This window comes from Blastopirellula retiformator, assembly GCF_007859755.1.
Taxonomy (GTDB): domain Bacteria; phylum Planctomycetota; class Planctomycetia; order Pirellulales; family Pirellulaceae; genus Blastopirellula; species Blastopirellula retiformator.
In genome coordinates this window covers 328,152-344,153 of the sequence record NZ_SJPF01000004.1, presented here as the reverse complement: position 1 = coordinate 344,153, position 16,002 = coordinate 328,152, and the positions used below count along the sequence as shown (strand labels likewise).

General features: G+C 59.8%; 12 protein-coding genes. 5 read left to right on the top strand and 7 right to left on the bottom strand.

Translation table 11 applies throughout. The annotated features are described in order from the left end of the window. Window positions 1-241: 241 nt before the first annotated feature. The gene (locus Enr8_RS17335) at window positions 242-1,204 is read left to right on the top strand and encodes a LysM peptidoglycan-binding domain-containing protein (protein WP_146433858.1); all 963 of its coding nucleotides are present in this window, start codon (window positions 242-244) and stop codon (window positions 1,202-1,204) included. Between the two features lie 214 nt (window positions 1,205-1,418). Here the strand turns inward: Enr8_RS17335 and Enr8_RS17330 are convergent, their stop codons facing one another. The 5 genes from Enr8_RS17330 to rny form a co-directional block, all read right to left on the bottom strand. Next, window positions 1,419-2,324: an alpha/beta hydrolase gene (locus tag Enr8_RS17330; RefSeq protein WP_146433856.1), complete on the bottom strand. Its 906-nt coding sequence runs from the start codon at window positions 2,322-2,324 to the stop codon at window positions 1,419-1,421. Between the two features lie 133 nt (window positions 2,325-2,457). Further along, window positions 2,458-3,114, bottom strand: a complete 657-nt coding sequence (locus Enr8_RS17325) for a hypothetical protein (RefSeq protein WP_146433854.1) — start codon at window positions 3,112-3,114, stop codon at window positions 2,458-2,460. Window positions 3,115-3,185: 71 nt separating this feature from the next. Next, entirely contained in the window at window positions 3,186-3,620 is a 435-nt protein-coding gene (locus Enr8_RS17320; protein ID WP_146433852.1) for a DUF2752 domain-containing protein, read from the bottom strand. 58 nt (window positions 3,621-3,678) lie between these two features. Then, the gene (locus Enr8_RS17315; protein WP_146433849.1) at window positions 3,679-4,506 is read right to left on the bottom strand and encodes a TIGR00282 family metallophosphoesterase; all 828 of its coding nucleotides are present in this window, start codon (window positions 4,504-4,506) and stop codon (window positions 3,679-3,681) included. Between the two features lie 19 nt (window positions 4,507-4,525). Next, window positions 4,526-6,079 carry a ribonuclease Y gene (gene rny / locus Enr8_RS17310; protein WP_146433847.1) on the bottom strand — a complete coding sequence of 518 codons (1,554 nt, stop codon included), beginning with the start codon at window positions 6,077-6,079 and terminating at the stop codon, window positions 4,526-4,528. Window positions 6,080-6,794: 715 nt separating this feature from the next. Here rny and tilS point away from each other — a divergent pair. Further along, window positions 6,795-7,784 carry a tRNA lysidine(34) synthetase TilS gene (tilS, locus tag Enr8_RS17305; protein ID WP_146433845.1) on the top strand — a complete coding sequence of 330 codons (990 nt, stop codon included), beginning with the start codon at window positions 6,795-6,797 and terminating at the stop codon, window positions 7,782-7,784. 23 nt (window positions 7,785-7,807) lie between these two features. Here the strand turns inward: tilS and Enr8_RS17300 are convergent, their stop codons facing one another. Continuing rightward, window positions 7,808-9,448 carry an MFS transporter gene (locus Enr8_RS17300; protein WP_146433842.1) on the bottom strand — a complete coding sequence of 547 codons (1,641 nt, stop codon included), beginning with the start codon at window positions 9,446-9,448 and terminating at the stop codon, window positions 7,808-7,810. A gap of 347 nt (window positions 9,449-9,795) precedes the next feature. Here Enr8_RS17300 and Enr8_RS17295 point away from each other — a divergent pair, with 347 nt between their 5' ends. From Enr8_RS17295 to Enr8_RS17285, 3 genes are all read left to right on the top strand, one after another. Beyond that, entirely contained in the window at window positions 9,796-11,079 is a 1,284-nt protein-coding gene (locus Enr8_RS17295; protein ID WP_146433840.1) for an ArnT family glycosyltransferase, read from the top strand. Between the two features lie 250 nt (window positions 11,080-11,329). Further along, on the top strand, window positions 11,330-14,566 hold the full coding sequence (locus tag Enr8_RS17290) for an AsmA-like C-terminal domain-containing protein (protein WP_146433838.1): 3,237 nt from the start codon (window positions 11,330-11,332) through the stop codon (window positions 14,564-14,566). A gap of 231 nt (window positions 14,567-14,797) precedes the next feature. Continuing rightward, window positions 14,798-15,148, top strand: coding sequence for a hypothetical protein (locus tag Enr8_RS17285; RefSeq protein WP_146433836.1), 351 nt, complete (start codon window positions 14,798-14,800; stop codon window positions 15,146-15,148). 70 nt (window positions 15,149-15,218) lie between these two features. On the opposite strand, the gene Enr8_RS17280 is transcribed toward Enr8_RS17285, so the two are convergent. Next, window positions 15,219-15,950: a TIGR00266 family protein gene (locus tag Enr8_RS17280; protein ID WP_146433834.1), complete on the bottom strand. Its 732-nt coding sequence runs from the start codon at window positions 15,948-15,950 to the stop codon at window positions 15,219-15,221. Window positions 15,951-16,002: the final 52 nt, after the last annotated feature.

Here is a 16,002-nt window from a genome sequence, read left to right as displayed (position 1 = left end):
GTTCCGCGGCAAGGCTTCTGCAAGACGAGCGATCGTCACTAGCGGAAGAGTCGCTCGCCGCAAAGTTGACGCAGCCGCTAGGCGACGAACGCCACTCCTGAGAATCTTTGGTTTCCGATTCAGAAAACGTCTTAGCGGTGCTAGCAAGACGCCGATAATTGATTGTTAGACGGAAACATCAGGACTTGTAGCGACGGATTGCGCTCATGACTTCATGTAGGCCCCGAATCAGGGAGTCATCATGCAGGGCAATTCGAAACTGCTTACGATGGCGGCGATCGGTGTGATCGGCGTCGGCGCCGCAATGCCGTATTGGTCGCGTAGCGAACTTTCTTCCCCCTCCTCTGCTGCTGTGCCGCGCGTCGACGCGTTCATTGGCCAAGAGCAGCAGCCAGCGGCTGCGCCTGAATTCGTCCTGCCTGAGATCCGCAAGGCGGTTTCGCTCGATCCTGGTTCCGGCGGCGGGCTCGACATTGCCGTGGCCGCAACGCCAAACCTGGCCGATGAGTACCCGACGGCGATCACGCCGTCGTCCACGCCGCAGCAGCTGGTCGATCTGAGCCCGAGCGGCTATCAGCGGGTCTCCGTCGCTCGCCATGAGCCTCGAGAGAATTCGGTAGAGTCGTTCGCCATTCCGGTCGAAATGCCCGCAGGCGACGTCTACCGAGTTCCAGAGCCGCGTCAGATTGCCGCGCCCCGGTCGCAGGTGGCCCCCGAGGTCGAGGCGCCATCCGTCTCGCCGCCGCAACAGCCAGGATCGCGTTGGCAGCCGCAGACCACCTCAATCGTGGCGAACAAGCCGGTCTTGCCCGCCTCGTCGCCGCAATCGACTCCGGCTCCGGCGCCGCGATCGTTTGTTCCGCAGCCCCAGTCGCGGCCACAGGCTCCGGCTCAGCCCCGTCGCCGACATCGATTGGTTGATGGCGATACGCTTCCGCAGTTGGCCGAGCGTTATCTGGGGAGCGCCGACATGGCGTGGGCGATCTTCGAGGCGAACCGCAACGTGCTGAGCGATCCGCAACTGCTGCCGCTGAAGGTGGAGATCACCATTCCCGGCTCCCACGAGATTGGCGCCGGCCCGCAGGTTCAGCCCAGCGGTCAGCCGGGCAGCGTCAGCGCCGCTTCGTCGACGATGCGGCCGCTTGTGCCGCTGGGGACTCAGCCGCAGCCGCAACTGCGGATGGTGCCGCTGAATCACCGCTAACTGCCTGTTGAAAAATGCCATCGTGGCATTTTCCAACCTCGCCAGGCTCAGAGCGTAGCTCTTCGCGGCTCGCAAAATAACGACATACGTCGCTATTTTGGGATCGCATCCATGCGATCACGCAGTCCGTCGAGAAAATCAACGGACTGCTAACGAAAAAAAGGCCCGCTTTGCGAAAAAGCGGGCCTTTTTGCTGGTTTGATACCGGCGTCGACTATTTGCTCAGCGGGCTCGAGCGATCGGTCCAGGGGAACTCGTCACCCCGAGCGATCACGCGATTGTCGATCAGGTACTTGATATCGCGAAGGACGTTGTAGGCCGGGTTCATTAGCAGCGCCGTTCCTTTGGCGTTGCCATCTTTGCCCGCCAGAAACAGGTCGCGGCCTTCGGCGGTCGGGTTCAGGCGACCGCGGGCCAGCTGCTTTTCGATCTGCTTGGCGTCGCTATAACCTCGCGAGTCTTTGGACGCGACCAACATGATCGAGACCTTGGTCTGCAGCGACGGATGGTTGAAGGCCTGCGTAGCGCTAAAGCCTTTGAAGCTGGTATCGGGCGAAACCAGGACGAGCGCTTTGACGTCTTGCCCCTGCTTCAGGCCGGCCAAAATCGGCCAGCTCCAGTCTTTGGCGGCCCAGTTGGCGGCCAGAACGCTGCTGAAATCGTCGGCGGCGACGATCGTCAGCAACTCGATGTTCAGCTTGCCTTCGTTGTTTTGCTCCATCAGGAAGCGCTTGATCGCTTCCATGTCTTCGTTCATGAACAACGCCATTTGCTGGCGTTTCATGTCGTCTGGTTTGATCGTCTTGCTGACGCGATCGTTCAGCTGGACGGTCCACTCGCTGGCGCCATGCCCGCGCAGATCAGGCACGATCACCGCGTAGCCTTCCTGTTTCTGCAAGACGCCTGCCAGGCCGGCGACATCTTCCTTTTTGCCTTCCCAGCCATGCAGCATGATGACCGGAACCGCTTTTTTCTCCTTGGGGCTGGGAAAGTAGATCGCCCGCAGCGGCACGCCGTCTTTGGTCATCAGCGAGACGTTTTCTGGCGGCGGGATCTTGCCCTTCGCGCCAGCCGGGGCTTGCGCGTGGGAGAGGACGGCGAAACTAAGAACGAGCGCCATTGCGGCGAAAGATTGGGTACGCAACATAAGCCTGGCGATTGCTGAGGGGGGTGATTGATTTTAAGTAGATGGGACGTAGGTACTTAACTCAATCCTAAGGCCCCATCCGGCGAGGGTCAATCTTTCCGCCCAATTACTTGTTGGTAACGAACGTTTCGTCCAGCGCCAGGTAATCGTGAGCGTTGTGGTTGTAGAAATCGTGGGCGATCCAGACCGCGATTGACTGCATAAACTTGCGGCGGAACTTGTCTTCGGTCAAGCTGGCGGTCGAAAACGTGCCGTTAGCCGGAAAATCGAGCGTCTGGTCGGTCGCTTCGTAAGTCGGCTTTCCTTTTTCGTTCATGTCGTACACGGTGACCGAAAAATCGGCTTTACCCTTATACATGGACGGATGTTCCTGAATCTCGAGATGCGCCAGGTCGATCGCGACGACCATGTCGGCGTTCAGGCCCTTGCCAACCTTGCGGGCGTCCAGGCGGTCCCAGTTTGACGTGTCTTGCCAGTCGTCGATCTTCTGCTGGGCGATGATCTTGATGTCCGGCACGTTGGCGCCAAGCAGCTTTTCGACCATCACCGCCAGGTTGCGCGAGGTGTCGGTCTCGGACCGGAACGAAGGGCTGGCGATGCAAACCACCACGACCTTCTGTTCTTCCAGTCCTTTGTAGCGAGCCTGAACTTCATTCGGCGGATAAAGGAGCGTCGCGACCAAGTTCAGACAGCCGGTCGTCGGGACCAGCGTCAATAGGATCAGCAAAGCGAATGAGCGGCGGAAGTGGTTGTTTCGATCCATCGAAATGCTTTCGCACAATATCTACGAGTCAAGCGTCATCCTGACGCCGTTTGTTGGTTACTCTCGTCGCATCAAACCACGCGAAATAGCCACTCGATGGCCATGACTGCGGCGATGCTGCACACGACGACCAAAGCGGCGATCTCGTTGGGATAACCCAGCGGCGGTCGGCCTCGGGCAGCCGTGATTAGTAGCCAAGGAGCGCTAACTAGCGCCGTAAGCCCCAACAGAAAACCGGCGGCGTTCGAGCGAATCGAACCGACGACGTTTCCTTTCGTCAAGTAAGCCCACGAGGTGGTCATTCCGCACGCCGGGCAGCGAACGCCAAACCAAACTCGCGACGAACATGGGGGCAAACCAAGTTGTTGGTGCGTTCCCAGGCCCTGTTTGTTTGGTGTCAGCGTCGCGGCCGTTACCAGCAATCCGGCGACTGTCAGCCCGACCAGTCCTAGCAGCGATCTGCTGAACCAGCCAAGCGTACCGGTTGGGGGCGACGGAGCGCTCATAAAGCTATCACGGGGCGGAGGTTACAGAACTCTGGCGGACGCGACAAGAGCAATCGGGTCAGCCGGACGCATTTTTCGGGTATTCGGCCGCCAGCGCCTTCGCTTCGTCTTCGCGAATCTGAATTCGCCGAATACTGGTCGCTTTGCCGGTCTCTGGATTGACGTCGACGATGCTGCCATTCAGGCGAACGTCATCGCGGGCGACGTCAAATTGGGTAGGACGGAAGGTAGTGGTCGTCTCGGTGACCCGCTCGATATTGCGACCGATGATGCTTTCGTGGGGACCGGTCATGCCAAGATCGCACTGGAAGGCGGTCCCTCCTTTGTAAATCTGCTCGTCGGCGGTCGCCACGTGGGTATGGGTGCCCAAGACGGAAGAGACGCGGCCGTCGAGATAGCGTCCCATCACCTGTTTGTCGCTGGTCGCTTCGGCGTGGAAGTCGACGCAGCGAATCTTGACGCTAGCAGGAATCGTCGCCAGCACGCGGTCGATCGCTTCCCAGGGGCAGTCGACCGGCCGCATGAAGACCCGCCCCATGATGCTGATCACGGCGACCCGAATGCCGCCGGCCGCTTCGACAATGACGAACTCTTTGCCGGGCGCCGACTTGGGGTAGTTCGCCGGTTTGACGATGTTGTTCTGCTGCTGCAGCGTCTGGAACAGCTCTTTGCGGCGGTAGATGTGATCTCCCATGGTGATCGCATCGACGCCGCAGTCGATCAGTTCGCGATAGGCGGCCGGGGTCAGGCCCGAGCCGCCGCAGGCGTTTTCAGCATTGGCGATGATCAGGCTCAGCCCTTCGCGCCGACGCAGGCCATACAGGGCCGTGCGTACGATGTCGCGTCCTGGTTTGCCGACGATGTCGCCAATGTGCAAAATCCGCACTGCTTCTCCTTCGCTAGGGTTATCGTGCGAACTCGGTAAACCGAGACTCGCGGACGACGGTCACTTTGATTTCGCCGGGGTAGGTCAGTTGAGCCTCGAACGCCTTGGCGATGTCGCGGGAAATCTTCGCCGCTTTTTCGTCATCGGTGTCGCGGCTGCTGGCGATCACCCGAAGTTCGCGGCCGGCTTGAATTGCAAACGCCTGTTCGACGCCGCTAAAGCCGCGGGCGATCGCTTCCAACTCTTCCATCCGCTTGATGTAGCGCTCGAGCGTTTCGCGGCGAGCCCCAGGACGGGACGCGCTGGCCGCATCGGCCGTGGCGACCAACATCGTGTAGGGATACTCGGTGATGATCTCGTCGTGGTGACCGAAAGCGGCGTGCACCACTTCCGGCGATTCGCCGTGACGCTTCAGCAAGTCGGCGCCGATTTTGGGGTGTCCCCCTTCCAGTTCATGGTCGGCCGCTTTACCGATGTCATGCAGCAAACCGGCCCGGCGGGCGATGCGCGCGTCGAGCCCGATCATCTCGGCCAGCATGCCGGCGATGAAGCCGACTTCGATCGAGTGCCGCAACACGTTTTGGCTGTAACTGGTGCGGAAGTGGAGCCGGCCCAGCATGTGAATCAACCGCGGGTGCAGGCCGTGCACATCCGCTTCGCTGGCCGCCTCTTCTCCCTTTTTGTTGATGACGCTTTCGATCTCGGCCTGCGTCTCTTTGACGACCTCTTCGATCCGCGTCGGGTGGATGCGGCCATCGGCGATCAGCTTGTTCAGCGCGATCCGGCCGATCTCGCGACGGACTGGGTCAAAGCCGCTGACGATCACCACGCCCGGCGTGTCGTCGATGATCACGTCGACGCCGGTCTCTTTTTCAAACGAACGGATGTTGCGACCTTCGCGGCCGATGATCCGGCCTTTGATGTCGTCGGTCGGAATGTCGATTGTGCTGGTGGTCGACTCGGCGGTGTGGGCGGCGGCAAACCGCTGGATCGCGGTCAGCAGCATGTCCTGCGCTTGTTGCTTACAGGTTTCCTCGATGCGGCGCTGGTGCTTCAAGATCAACGCGCCGGTTTCGCCTTGTAGCTCTTGGTCAAGCAGGCGGAGCAGTTCGGTCTTCGCCTCGTCCTTGTTCAAGCCGCTCATCTTGTGCAGGCGTTCCTGCTGTTCGCGGGTGATCGCCTTCAGCTCTTCGGTCTTGCGAGTGGCGTCGTCGATTTTTTCGGTCAGGCGGCGCTCTTTGTTTTCGACCATGTGCTCTTGCTTGCGGAGGTGGGTCGCTTGCTGTTCGAGCGACTCTTCGCGGCGGTCGAGCGATTTTTCGCGATCGCGGATTTCGTCACGACTGCGATTGAGGTCTTTTTCGGCTTCGGTCTTGTAGTTGATCGCCTCTTCTTTGGCTTCGATCTTGGCTTCTTTGAGCAGGTTCTCGGCGTCGAATTTAGCACGCTGGCGGATCTGTTCCGCTTCGGTATCGGCATCCTTTTTTCGCAGCCAGTCAATCATCTTGACCAGCACGATCGCCGCTGCAAAACCGACGACGGCAAAGACTGCGTTAACTAAGGGGTCTGGCACGTACGGTATCTCCCTCTATGGAAATGGGAGCGACTTCGACGCTCGCTTAGGCGCGTAATGCGCCGCTGCGGCGTCGTCCGACACGCGCGATCAGAAGGAAATTGAGAATCGAGCGGCGCAGCATCCACAAGCTTGCGATCGCTGCGCGATGGCGTCGACCGAGCTAATGCCCGGTGCGCTGGCGATCGGGTTGGGGGCCAGATGCCGACTGTGGCGGGCTGCCACGCTCGATATGGTGAGAACCGCATCGAGTGATAAATTCAGTCGGCAATGTTTCGGCGTCAACTTCTAGCCAACCTAGCAGCGGCAACGCCACCACCAGTTTGGGACGCGAATTTTGATCGAACGAACGACCGCTTCTTTTTGATGCGCGAGCAGGCCCCAGCACGTGACAGCGGCTAGGACAGATTCGCACCATCAGATGCAAAAAGAGCAGAAGCAGTGGTTGCATCGGTTCGTCTCGCTGTTCGCAGGGACTAGATTTCCGGAACCAGAATCCAAGTGCTCGAGGGCAATTTCCGCCTGTCGCGGGGCGGACTATCGGCAAGCGGGGCAGACCGAAAAAGTCGCTGGGTGCGATGGGTAATTGTCATCGTAAAAGGCGCGTCGCAACTGAACGCTGCGAAACTATTTAAGGTATGTTAACAGACAGTTGACTCCCTGGGAAGATTTGCCTGCCCCCCTTTCTCGCCCCACGATCGGAAATCTGGTTTTAATGCGTCCGTTGGAAGCCGCTCTGATCAATAGCTGGTCGCCGGTAGATTGGGCGGACTGCACCGTCTTGGTTGCCGTGAGCGGCGGCGCAGATAGCGTCGCCCTGCTGCGGGCTCTCGTTGCGATCCGCAAATCAGGAACAGGCCGCCTGATCGTCGCTCATATCGACCACAACTTGCGCGACGACTCGGCCGACGACGCCCACTTTGTCCAGCAGTTGGCCGATCAACTGCAGGTTCCGGCGGTACTGGGCAAAGTCGAGATCGACCTCACCGACGAACCAGACGGGGTAGAAGCGGCCGCCCGAGCGGCTCGGTACGATTTTTTACAGGCAATCGCCCAGCAGCAGGGCGCCCGGTATGTGGTGACCGCCCACACCGCCGACGACCAGGTCGAAACCCTCTTGCAGCGGATCTTGCGCGGAACCAGCGTCGCCGGGCTGAGCGGAATTCCCCGGGCTCGCGAGTTTGCCCCAGGGATCAGTCTGCTGCGGCCGATGCTGGCGATCCGCCGCAGCGAGGTCGAAGCGTATCTGGCCGAGCTGGGCCAGGCGTTCCGTCACGACGCGACCAACGATCAGTCCGACTTCTTTCGGAACCGCCTGCGGAACGAACTGCTGCCGCTGTTGCGAGAAAACTACCTACCGCAAGTCGATCAGTCGCTGTTGCGACTGGCGGCCGGCGCTGAAGAGTGCCGGCAGTTTGTTACTGCGCAGGCCGAACAGCTGCTCGACGCCGCATGCGAGCAAGAGTCGGCAAGCCAGGTGACGCTCGACGCGAGGCGGTTAGCGGCGGCCGATCCGTTTCTGGCGACCGAGGCCTGCATCTTGCTGTGGCGGCGCCGCGGCTGGTCGCGACAAGAGATGGGGCGTGAAAAGTGGAAGGCGCTGCTCGCTTTGGTCGGGGCCGACTCCCCTGCCCCAATCGAACTGCCTGGCCAGATTCGGGCCGAAAAAAAAGGGGAGCAGCTGATGCTGACTCCCCCTTCGTAGGTTTCGGTTGTGGACGTTAACGGCTAAGCGTCGGCTGGTCCCTCGACCCCACCGGTGAACTTCTCGTCCTCCGCTCCGTGGCCGACCAGCACTTCCGCCTTGTACCCGCCTTGGCTGGCGAAGTAGACGATCAGCAGCAGGTAGCACGCGAGCATGATGCAGGGGAAGACGGCGACCGCGAATAGCGCGTCTTTCTTCGCCGTTTCGCTGGCCGAAGTGACGATTTCTTGCTCCGCTTCCGGTAGCTTCTTGACCGCATCGGCATTCACCGCATTGTAGGTGCCGAAGACCCACTTCTTTTCTTCTTCGACTTGCTCAAGGATCACCGGGTGATCTTCAAGTGCAGCGACCTGGGCCGAGTCTTGGAAGAAGCCGAGGAACACGGCGCCAACCACGCCGACCCCAAGCATACCGACGCCGCCGGTGGCGTTCAGCGTCAGGGCGCCGCCGCGAGGCGATTGCTCGGCGACCACACCCAGCATCGTCGGCCAGAAGAACGTCTTGCCAAGACCGTAAATGGTCGCGGCGATGAAGATCAGGGCGATGCTTTCAACCTTCGACAGGAAGACCAGGCCAACGATCGCAATCACCGAACTGGCGGCCAACAGGCCAAGCGGCGACAGTTTGTGAACGATCGGACCGGCGAAGAATCGCAAGATCATCATGATCAACGAGGTGTAAACGATGATCCAACCGGCGGCCAGATTGTTCTGGGTCATCACCGGTTCCATCAACGAGGTGATCCAGCTATCGGTACCCAGTTCGGTCGTCGCCAGCGGAACCATGATCAACAGCATGAACAGGAACAGCGGACGGCCGATGGCGAATTTGGTAATCGCTCCCATCCCGATCGTGCCGAGTGCGATACAGATCCAGATGGCGTAGATCATCCAGCCGCTGGCATCGACGCCCGCCTTGCCAAGCAGTTCGGTCGCAACGCGGCCCAGTTCGTTGAACATCAGGAAGCCGACGATAAAGGCGCCACCCATGCCGAATTCGGCCAGCATTTCGCCGTACGAGACGCCCGCGGCGACCCGTTCGTTCACTGGGAAGCGGCAAGGGAGCATCATCAAGCCGTAGATGATCGTCGGAATCAGGATCAGCGCGACCTTGTACTGCCAGGCCATCGATTCGCCGCCTGAGAAAATGTTCGAGATCATGCCGCCCGGCCCCATGCCGATGGTGATGATCCCGCCCAAGACGAGACCGCCCGGCCAACCGGCGTGCAGCGCGTTGAGCCACTTCGTTTTTTCGTTGGGGAAGAGCGTCGCCACGACCGGGTTCACGACCGCTTCGACCGTACCGTTGCCGAGCGCGACGATGAACGTACCGAAGTAGAGACTCCAATACGGGTCGAAGTACATCGGCAGGACGATCGTCATGATTACCGACAGCACGTGACAGGTGAACGCGAAGTACATCGCGGTCTTGTAGCCAATGCGGTCGATCACCAAGCTGAACAAGATGATGCTGATCGCGAACGGCCAGAGACCGACGCCGAAGATTTCCCCCTTTTGGGTTTCGGTCAGATTGAAGACCGTGCCCCATTCGTCAATGATGATCGCCCGGATGATAAACCCAAACGCCGTCGTAATCAGAGAGATGAAACAGGCCCAGAAGAGAAACTTCTTTTCTCCTTCGGTTGGCGCCGACTTTTCGTTCATAGCGGGGAGGCTCCTCTTCGCTTTCAGTGCATAATGGGGAGGATGTGGGAAAGAAGACCGACAAACCGACGTTTTTCTCGAAGGGGCAAGACGTGGCTAGCGTCGGGCAAACTGCGACCGTTGGTCGGGCGAGTGTCTAGCAAAAAAACGAGTATAGCGATTGCTAGCGGGAAGTAAACTATTACTGGGCAAAGATTTCGGGCGGATTTTTTTCCAGGTTCGCAAAATCAAAAACGAATTCGCAAATTCTCTGGTTTTGCTAGTTTAATGCTCGCGATATTCCCCTTGAGAGCTGCCATTTCCCGCTTTTCGCCGTAAGCCTCCTTTTCCACCGAGCCAGTCGTTTGATGTCCAAGCTTTTTGCGAGTCGCTGGTTTTGGGGAATTCTGCTGGTCGCGTTCACTTTGCGGATCGGCGCCGCCGTCTGGTGGCAGAGTCGACTGCCTGAAGGCGATCGGTTTTTCTTTGGCGATAGCGTTTCGTATGAGATGCTGGCGCAGCAAGTCGCCCATGGCGGCGACTATCGCTATGGCGACTCTTGGGTTTTTCGTACGCCGGGCTATCCGGTGCTGCTCGCTCCCTTCTATTGGCTGAGCGACCAGCCCCATCCGCTGGTGCTGCGGACGTTTGGCGCTTTGTTGGGAACGGCGACTGCGGCGCTGTGCGGCATGCTGGCGACCCGGTTTTTCTCGGTCCAAGCTGGCCTGGTCGCGACGTTGTTGGCGGCTCTGTATCCAGGCGGACTAGCGATGAGCGCCTTTGTGCTAAGCGAGGTCGCCTTCTGCCCTTGGATGTTGCTGCAGCTTTGGTGTTGGGATCTCGCCTATCAAACGCCAGCGCGCCGAAGTCGCTTGTTATGGTCATTTGCGGCCGGCGTGGTGATGGCTGCGGCGGTCCTGACTCGGCCGAGTTGGATGTTGTTTCCGTTTTTTGCTGTGCCGATTTGTCTGCTCGTTCTGCCGGCGCGGCTGCGGCAGATTGAGGTGATGCTGGTGCTAGGGCTCAGCTTCATGGCGGCGATGTCGCCCTGGTGGATTCGCAACTATCAGGTCGCCGGCCGGTTTGTGCCGACATCGTTGCAGGTCGGCGCTAGTTTGTACGACGGCATTCGGCCTGGCGCTGATGGGGGCAGCGACATGGCGTTTGTCGAGCCTTTTACCCAAGAGCAACATGACGCCGATGCCGCGGCAGAGCAGCTGCTGCCTGGCACGTTCGAAACCCGGCTCGACGATCGCATGAAAGCGGCGTCGGTCGCTTGGGCGAAAGAGCATCGGGGCGAAGTGGTGCGACTGGCGGGGAAGAAACTGGTCCGCTATTGGAACTTTTGGCCCAACGAGTCGAGTTTTCAGAGCGTGAAGTTTCGCCTCGTGATCGCGGTCGGCTACTTACCTATCTTACTGTTGGGGCTGACGGGGCTGGTGATTTTTCGCCGGCAGACGCTCGGCATCTGGTTGTGTGGTTTACCTATCTTCTACTTTTCGGCGCTCCACATGATCTTCGTCAGTTCGATCCGCTATCGTCAGCCGCCGATGATCCCACTAACCGTGCTGGCAGCTGGCGCCGCCGTTTGGCTCTATTGCCAGTGGCGGGGCGGCAAGCCGTCGGCGAACGAAACGGCGGCGGCTTCGTAAGTACTCTTGCATACGGGCGCCACTGCTGGACAAGCCAGCAGTGGCACACGCATGCTGCCAGGACCCCCCTAGGTTACCGTGTCTCGCAGAGCCGTACCGCGCTTGGTTCTTCCAGACTTCGCTTTACCCTGTGGGGGATTTTTGCCATGATAGCTCGCCTGCAGCGGCGATCAGGGAAAGATCGCCTGCCACACGACTTGCGGCAAATCTGTCGCCTGGGAAAGGATTCCGTACGCCGTTGAAACGGTTGGTGCATACAAGCTGGCTCTTTTGCAAATGGACGATCCTGTCGGCCTTGATGGCCGCCGCAGCGATCGGCTTGTATCTCTATCACAACCTGAACGACGAAATTCGGATCCGCGTCGAGCGTCGCTTCGCCGAACATTATCAGCACCTCGACATCTCGGTCGACTCCGCCCAATTCCATGATGGGCAAGGGATCGAGATCCGCGGGCTCCGTTTCGCCCAGAAAAACGTCGCCGGCAACAGCGGCGAGTTGCTCGATGTGGACGAGATGTTCGTTCACTGCACGACTGATCCTCGTGATCTGGTCGCCGGCAAACTGAATGTCTCAAAAATCGTCGTCAAACGGGTTCGCATCTCGGCGGCGCTTGGCGCCGACGGAAAAGTCAACCTGGCGTCGCTCTTTCCGCTGCCCAAATTTGGCGATAGTGATCCGATCATCGAAGTGCATGATGGCCTGTTCGAGATGTACGATACGGTCAGCGGCGCTCGGCTGCGTCTCGATCCGATCGACCTGACCCTGAAACCGATGCGCGATCCACAGATCGCCTCCGACGGCAAGAAGCGTCTGACGGTCGAAGGGACGATCCGCAGCGAACATTTTGAAGAAGCGAAGATCTCCGGCGTGTTAGAGCCTGACTCGCAGTTTGGCATGCTGCAAGGCAGCGTCGGGCGATTGCGGATTACGCCGGAGCTATTTCGCGATCTGCCGCAATGCGTTCAAGACAAAGCCGCTCGATTGGCGCCGCTTGAGGCCCGCGTTGATTTGAAGTTTCACGTGGCGACCCCCAGCGCCAAGACGCCATGCCGGTTTGAAGTCAGCGGCGAGGTCAGCGAAGGTCGCTGGAACGATCGGTCCCTCCCCTTCCCCGTCTCGGAGATCGCCGGCTCATTCGTCGCCAATGCCGCCGGTATCGATGTCGAGCGGATGTCGGCCAATGTCGGTGACGGTTCGATCGTCGCTTCGCTGATTCGCCAAGGGTGGCAAGACAACTCGCCGGTCCACTTCGAGGCGAATCTGTGCAACTACATCCTGCACGAGGGAATCGTCAGAGCTATACCCGAGAGTCTCCGCGAACACTGGGACCACTATCAGCCCGGCGGCGCGGTCGACGCCCAGGTGATCGCCGATTTTGACGGCGTCGCCTGGAAGCCGGAACTGCATGTTACCTGCTTGGACTCGCGGTTCGTCTATCACCGCTTTCCCTATCCGGTGCATGCCGCCCAGGGACGGATCGACTACAAGAACGGCGTTCTCGACTTGAACCTGGCGGCCAAAGCCGGCAAAGCGCCGATCAAGATCGTCGCCAGCTTGCGTGACCTGGGGCCCGAGGCGAAAGGGTTTGCCCGGTTTACGTCGGTCGAACCGATGATGTGCGACGAGACGCTGCTTGAGGCGCTGGCCCACGCCAGTCCCAAGGCGAGCGAATTCGCCGACAAACTGCAACCGCGGGGAACGACGCACTTTGACTTTCTGATCAAGTGCCACAAGGGAGATGAAGACCAGGAGAAACGACTGACGCTCGACATCGTCGACGCGCAGGTCATCTACGACGAGTTTCCGTACCCGATTGAAAAGATCCATGGCCGCGTCGTCTGGACCGACGGCAAGACGACGATCGAGCGGCTGGAAGGGATGAATGACTCAGGCTATTACGTCTGCGGCGGCTCGTGGACCAAGACCGCCGACCCACGCGGTAAGTTGCTGCTCAACTTCACCTGTACCGACATTCCGCTGGAAGACGAACTGCGGGCGGCGCTTCCCTCGACGTCGATGCGGATCTGGGACGAACTGCGACCGCGCGGCACGATCGACCACATGGACCTGACGCTCGCTTTTCCGGATGAGAACGGCAATCTGGATGTCGACATTCGCGCCCAGAAATGGCCCCGCGACGAATTGCTGCAAAGCGAACGCAAGTACAGCACCTCCGCCCGTACGATTTCGATCGAGCCGCGGAGCTTTCCGTGGCTGATGGACGAAGTGGTCGGCTCGGTTCAATACCGCCGCGGCATCGTCCAGTTTTTGGGCCTGACGGCGCGGCATGGCAACGTGCAGATCGCGACCGGCGGCGATGGGCAAGAACTGCCTGACGGTCGCTGGCAGCTTCGTTTTCAGGATGTCCAGGTCGATCGACTTTACCCCGAGCGTGATTTGCTGACCGCGCTGCCGGCGTCGTTGTCGGCATCGGTGCGCAGGTTGAAGCCATCGACGCCCGTAAACATGCGGGGCGCGTTTACGTTGATCGGCGGCGCCAATGAGAACGCACCGCCCGACGCCTATTGGGATTTGGACTTCTTCCTGGCCGGATGCGATGTGACCGCCGGGGTGCAACTGAACCGAGTCTACGGGGCGGTACGGCTGACCGGCGAAGCGACCTCCCAAGATGCGTTCACCTTTGGCGAGTTGTCAATCGATTCGCTGCTATACAACGACATTCCGTTGACCAAGATCACCGGGCCGCTCTTCATCAGTTCGCAGCATGCGGTGGTTGGCTCGCAAGTGCCGCGGCGCGAAGGCAAGACGACGCGCAGCATCGTGGCGACCACCTTTGGTGGACAGATGGCGATCGACAGCAGCGTGCTGTTGCGTGAGAACCAGCCGTTTTCCTTTTCGGCGAAGTTGACCGACGGCAGGCTCGAGCAGGCGCTGCTTGATCTGGGCCAGGCGAATCCCGGGAAGAACACCGGCCGCGTGTTTGCCGAGATGCGACTGACCGGCAACTCGCTGGGAACGCACACCTATCAAGGAAATGGGCGGGCCCAACTACGCGACGCCAACCTGTATCAACTGCCGCTGGCGGTATCGCTGCTAAAGGTGCTGGCCGCCCGGACTCCCGACAACACCGCGTTCCATACCAGCGACGTCGATTTTCAGATCAATGGCGAATACGTCTATTTAAACCGGATGACGGTCAGCGGCGATGCGATCTCGCTGACCGGCGCCGGCGAAGCGAACATGGACGGCCGGATTTCGATGCGGTTTTATAGCGAACTGGGGAACAATCGTTACCAGATCCCGGTCATTCGGCCCCTGCTGGGCGAGGCGGGCCGCAACCTGATGGTGATTCACGTCAACGGCACGCTCGATCATCCCGAGACGCAGCAAGAGATTTTCCCGGTCGTCAACGAGACGCTGGAACAGTTATTTCCCGAGCAACCGCTGGGCTTTGGCGGCGGCGCGTCCGGCAGCGGCTCGGCCGCCCGGCAAGGGCAAACCTATGGCGGCGGGATCCCTCGCTAGCGGCGAAATAGGGCGCCTGTTTGATTCGATTTCGACCAACGACGCTGCGAAGGCGGCATACGGTTTGTCGATAGAAAGAACAATCGGACAACCAAGCGATCGTTAAAATTGGACTTTCGCTTCCCATAACCTAGGCTTCAAGTGGCGATTCTCTCTCCGATTCGCCAATCGGAATAAACGCATTTTCAGGGACGGATTTGTCCCTCACTCCTTCTGTCTAAGGAGATTGCGATGAGTATCGGACCTACTGGCGCTTCGATCGTAAGTTCATTGGCCGCATCTCCGCTGGCGCAAAATGCGTCGAGCGAAGTCGATCGGAACCGGCAAGAGTCGGCCAATCAGGCTCGCCGCGCCGACGCCGACATGAAGGCCGAAAAAGCGTCGGGAGTCGGCGACCCCGAAGAAAGCCAGGAAGCGGGCGATCGCGACGCCGACGGCCGCCGTCTGTGGGAAGTCCAGGACGAGGCGAACGAACAACTGGCCGAAACCGAGCATCACGACGAAGAGCCGCAGCAGCCCAAAAATCACAAAGGGCTCGACCCAACCGGACAGACCGGCGGGATCTTGGACCTCAGCGGTTAGTCGGCTGACGCCGATCGGCTCCTGCAACAACTTGTGGTTGCGGGAGCCTATCATTTTCTAAACCGGTCGCTTAGTCGCGATGCGGCGCGCGGGCCAAAATATGATTGGCCAACCGCGAGAACGGCAGGCTCTGCATCATGACGGTGCCGTGACCGCTCATCTTGGCCAGGAAGAGCCCTTCTCCGCCGAACAGCATCGACGTCATGTTGCCGGCGCGTTGGATGTCGTAGTCGACGCCTTCGGTAAACGCGACCAAGCTGCCTGCTTCAACGAGCAGCGTTTCCCCTTCCAACTTGCGGGTGATGATCGTACCGCAGGCATGCAGAAACGCGCGGCCGTCTCCTTGCAGGTGCTGCAAGATAAAACCTTCACCGCCAAAGAAGCCGGCGCCCAGGCGCTTTTGGAAAGCGACGTCGAGCCGGGTCCCCATCGCAGCGCAGAGGAACGCATCTTTCTGGCAGGTGATCGTGCCGCCCACCTCCGACAACTCGATCGGAACGATCTTGCCCGGATAGGGCGCGCCAAACGAGACGCTCCGCTTGCTCGACGATTCGTTGGTGAAGTGGCCCAGGAAGATTGTATTGCCGCTGACCATCCGCTTGCCGGCACTGAACAGCTTGCCCATCAGGCCTTGATCGGGATCGCTGCCGTCTCCCATGCGGGTCGAAAAGCTGATGCCGTCGTCCATGTAGATCATGGCGCCCGCTTCGGCGACGACCGTTTCGCAGGGATCGAGTTCTATCTCGACCAGTTGCATGTCATGGCCGATGACTTGATAGTCGACTTCGTGAGAGGTTTGCATCGTCGTCCTCGTCGGGTTGGGTGGGGAACGGACTGGTAAATTCGCCCAGTCG

What these genes read in the sequence shown, in the direction of transcription:
- Enr8_RS17335 (WP_146433858.1), top strand. Translation starts at nt 242, where the DNA reads ATGCAGGGCAATTCGAAACTGCTTACGATGGCGGCGATCGGTGTGATC.
- Enr8_RS17330 (WP_146433856.1), bottom strand. Translation starts at nt 2,324, where the DNA reads ATGGCGCTCGTTCTTAGTTTCGCCGTCCTCTCCCACGCGCAAGCCCCG.
- Enr8_RS17325 (WP_146433854.1), bottom strand. Translation starts at nt 3,114, where the DNA reads ATGGATCGAAACAACCACTTCCGCCGCTCATTCGCTTTGCTGATCCTA.
- Enr8_RS17320 (WP_146433852.1), bottom strand. Translation starts at nt 3,620, where the DNA reads ATGAGCGCTCCGTCGCCCCCAACCGGTACGCTTGGCTGGTTCAGCAGA.
- tilS (WP_146433845.1), top strand. Translation starts at nt 6,795, where the DNA reads ATGCGTCCGTTGGAAGCCGCTCTGATCAATAGCTGGTCGCCGGTAGAT.
- Enr8_RS17300 (WP_146433842.1), bottom strand. Translation starts at nt 9,448, where the DNA reads ATGAACGAAAAGTCGGCGCCAACCGAAGGAGAAAAGAAGTTTCTCTTC.
- Enr8_RS17295 (WP_146433840.1), top strand. Translation starts at nt 9,796, where the DNA reads ATGTCCAAGCTTTTTGCGAGTCGCTGGTTTTGGGGAATTCTGCTGGTC.
- Enr8_RS17285 (WP_146433836.1), top strand. Translation starts at nt 14,798, where the DNA reads ATGAGTATCGGACCTACTGGCGCTTCGATCGTAAGTTCATTGGCCGCA.
- Enr8_RS17280 (WP_146433834.1), bottom strand. Translation starts at nt 15,950, where the DNA reads ATGCAAACCTCTCACGAAGTCGACTATCAAGTCATCGGCCATGACATG.